General features: G+C 68.6%; 3 protein-coding genes. All 3 read right to left on the bottom strand.

The features are described 5' to 3' along the window. Window positions 1–296: 296 nt before the first annotated feature. Complete coding sequence (locus ETD86_RS53485; protein WP_211370918.1) at window positions 297–977, bottom strand: sulfotransferase family protein; 681 nt, start codon at window positions 975–977, stop codon at window positions 297–299. Then, window positions 977–2,908: a multicopper oxidase family protein gene (locus tag ETD86_RS53480; RefSeq protein ID WP_211370917.1), complete on the bottom strand. Its 1,932-nt coding sequence runs from the start codon at window positions 2,906–2,908 to the stop codon at window positions 977–979. The genes ETD86_RS53485 and ETD86_RS53480 overlap by 1 nt, the downstream gene beginning before the upstream one ends. 109 nt (window positions 2,909–3,017) lie before the next feature. Beyond that, a complete protein-coding gene (locus tag ETD86_RS53475; RefSeq protein WP_425465718.1) occupies window positions 3,018–3,188 on the bottom strand; it encodes a response regulator transcription factor in 171 nt (56 codons plus the stop codon). Window positions 3,189–3,196: the final 8 nt, after the last annotated feature.

The raw sequence follows: 3,196 nt of genomic DNA, 5'->3' as shown, positions 1-3,196 counted from the left end.
GATCTTCCCGTGAGGCGCCAGCGCCGACCAGCCCCAGCGGTGGCTGAGTGATCCGACGATGTGGAGTCCGAGGCCACCGGTGTCCAGGGGGCCAGGGTATCGCAGCACCGGCACCGACGCTCCTGGAGTGTCCAGCTGGACCACATAGGCGGCGTACCCTTCCCGTCGGATACAACTCCACCCTGAGCCTCATACCTGAAAGGTCACTGACCGTCGGCTGACTGTTGGCAAACATGCGAAAAAGCCGCCGGCGGTCCGGGGGCGGGACCGCCGGCGGCATCCGGGGAACGATGGTGTCAGCGCCGTCTGGCCATCAGGCGGCGCACGCGCTCCTTCTCCTCGCGATCGAACGTCCGGGCGTCGTTGCCGCGCGGGAACGGCTCCTCCGGCACGGCGGCGCCGAGGAACGCGCACAGCGGCTCCCAGCCCTCGGCGACGTCGTAGACCAGCAGCCGCTCCGGCGGCACCTCGGCGGCGACCTGCTCGATGTGGCTGCCGTACACCGCGAGGGCGTGGTCCCGATCGGCCACCCTGCCGTCGAAGACCCTGCGCATGATGGCGACGTCGGTCATCTTGACGAACGCGCCCAGGTCCGGGGCGATGCGCGAGACCAGCTTGAAGCCGATCCTGGCCGGCAGCGTCCGGGCGCGCAGGGCCTTCTTGAAGATGGTCTTGGTGGCGCTCTCGTACCAGGAGGCCGGGTCGCGCACGGTGAGGATCACCTTGGCGTCCGGGTAGTAAGCGGTCAACTCCCGCCAGAACGCCGCGACCGGGAAGTCGACGGCGCTGGCGAAGCCCTGGAAGGTCCGGTCCCAGTCGACGGGTCGTCCTTCGGCGGCGTCGATCCAGGTCCCGATCCTGCCCGGCTCCTCGACGATGTCAAACATGTGGTAGCAGGGGCCGTAGCCTATGAGCTCCAGCGCCGCCTTCAGCGAGGTGGTGCCGGTACGACCGAATCCGATGCCGATGACCTTCATCAGTGCGTCCCGTGGGGCGTGTGGCCCCCGTGCCCGTACTTCATCATCTCGGTGGGCATGACCACGAAGGGCCGCATCATGTGCACCTCGTGCTCCAGCGTGTGGCAGTGGTAGACGAACCGGCCGACGGCGTTGAACTGCACCGCGATGGTGATCAGCTCGCCGGTGAAGCCCTCGCCGCCCGCGGCCCTGATGACGTCCTTGCGGCCTAGCTCGTGCGGTTCCAGCACGCCGGCGCGGAGGTACTTGATCGGTTTGGTGGTCCCGCGGGTGTTCCTGTTCCAGCCGCTGACGTCGAAGATGTCCCGGCTCATCACGTGGAAGTCGACGGCGTGCACGTGCATGGGGTGCGGCGGGCCGCCGAGGTCCAGGAAGCGCCAGATCTCCCACTTCCCGCGCTCGATGATGAAGTTCGCGCGGTCCTGGAAGGACATGGAGATGCGCTTGAGCGTCTTGACCTGACCATCGGCGGTCTCGATCTGGATGATCCCATCCCCGGGGATCTGCACGGTCGCCGGATCGACCTCCTCCATCTCCCATTGCTCGGCCTCGGCGGGCGCGCCCGGCCTGGTGAGCACGATCCACCGGTGGTGGTGGTCGGCGGGGATGTCCTCGTGCGTCAGGCGCTTGAACGTCGGCGAGACGGTCGCAGGCAGCGTGAAGCGGTCGCCCTCGGGTTTGCCCGCGACCCGGAACTGCATGACGTCCGGCTCGTTGATGTTGTTCGACAGGTCGGGCTGGCCGGGGGTGATGCCCGGGCGCGTGTCGACCAGCTTGAGCGTCTTGCCCGCCAGCGCCCCGAAGTCGACCAGGACGTCGGCCCGCTCGGCCGGGGAGAGGACCAGCGGCCCTGTGACCGCCGCGGGCGCGCCGAGCAGGCCCTGGTCGGTGCCGATGAGCTTGAGCGCGCCGGGCACCACCTGATTCTGCTCGTCGAGCATGACCAGGCGGTAGACCCGGGAGTTCGACATGTTGAGCAGCCGGAAGCGGTACCACCGCGCGGCTACCTCGAGGTAGGGCCAGATCACCCCGTTCACCAGCGTGTACGGCCCGGCGAACGGCACGACGATCTTCTTCGGGCTGGCGATCTCCACCTTGTGCAGGAGCTGGCCTGTCGGCCGCTTGTTCGCGTCGAGGTCGAAGTTGCGGTCGCAGAACATGAGGGGGATCTCGTACTTGCCGCGCGGCAGGCCGAGCGAGTCCTCCTCGTCGTCGCGCATGACGTACATCCCGGCCAGGCCGGCCATCTGCGTCCAGCGGGTCAGATGCATGGCGTGGTCGTGGTACCAGAGCGTCATGCCCGCCTGTTCGTTGGCGTATTCGGCGAGCTGGGCGTCGCCGGGTAAGACGACGTTCTCGCCCCAGCCGTCGTTGCCGGCGCCCACGTGCGCGCCGTGCAGGTGCACCGCCGCCCACGGCGGGATGTTCTCCACGCCCTCGACGGCCTCCGTCTTCTCCCTGCCGGGCCAGTTGGTCGGCGGCTCGCCGGGCCGGCCGATGGCGTCCTCGGCGGCGCGCACGGCGATGATGGGCATGGCGCCCTCGAGTTGGTTGGCCCAGGTCATCCTGAGCCGCTGGCCGCGCCGCACCTCGATGGTCGGCCCCGGGAACGCGCCTTCGTAGGTCCATAGCGTCGAGGGCGGCAGTTCCGAGTGCAAGCGCCGCTTGGCGACCCGCATGCGGACTGTCAGCTCCCATACCGAGCCGTGCCGCTGCGGTTTGATCACCGGCGGAATCGGCAGCTTGTCCACGAACTTGTTGAGCACCAGGAGCGGATCACGCGGCGGCACCCCACCGCGGGCCGCCACCGCTGCCGCCGCCGCCTTCGTCTGGCCTTCGCCGAGCCCGAAGCCCAGCGCCGCGATCCCTGCGGAACCGAGCAGCATCTGCCGCCTCGTGGCCCCCTGCTGGAAAACACCCGTTTCATCCACGGCGTCACGCTAGACACGGCCGCCCCACCTGGTCTTCCACCGAGGTGATGAGAAAGCTTCTCGTCCTTTGGAGGACCCGCGCGATTCCCGCTCCTGCCGGGGTACGGGTTCAGGCCCGGCCACCGTACGAGCCGGCGACCATCTCAGCCGGATCCCAGCCGCGTCCTGGCTGCACCAGCCCGTTCTCGTAGGCGTAGATCACCACCTGCACCCGATCCCGCACTCCCAGCTTCTGATACAGATGCTGCACGTGCGACTTCACCGTCGACTCCCCCAACACCAGCAACC

Origin of the sequence: Nonomuraea turkmeniaca (genome assembly GCF_005889735.1) — a bacterium.
Lineage (GTDB): Bacteria > Actinomycetota > Actinomycetes > Streptosporangiales > Streptosporangiaceae > Nonomuraea > Nonomuraea turkmeniaca.
The sequence above is the reverse complement of the archived record's forward strand: the minus strand, read 5'-3'. Positions and strand labels throughout refer to the sequence as shown.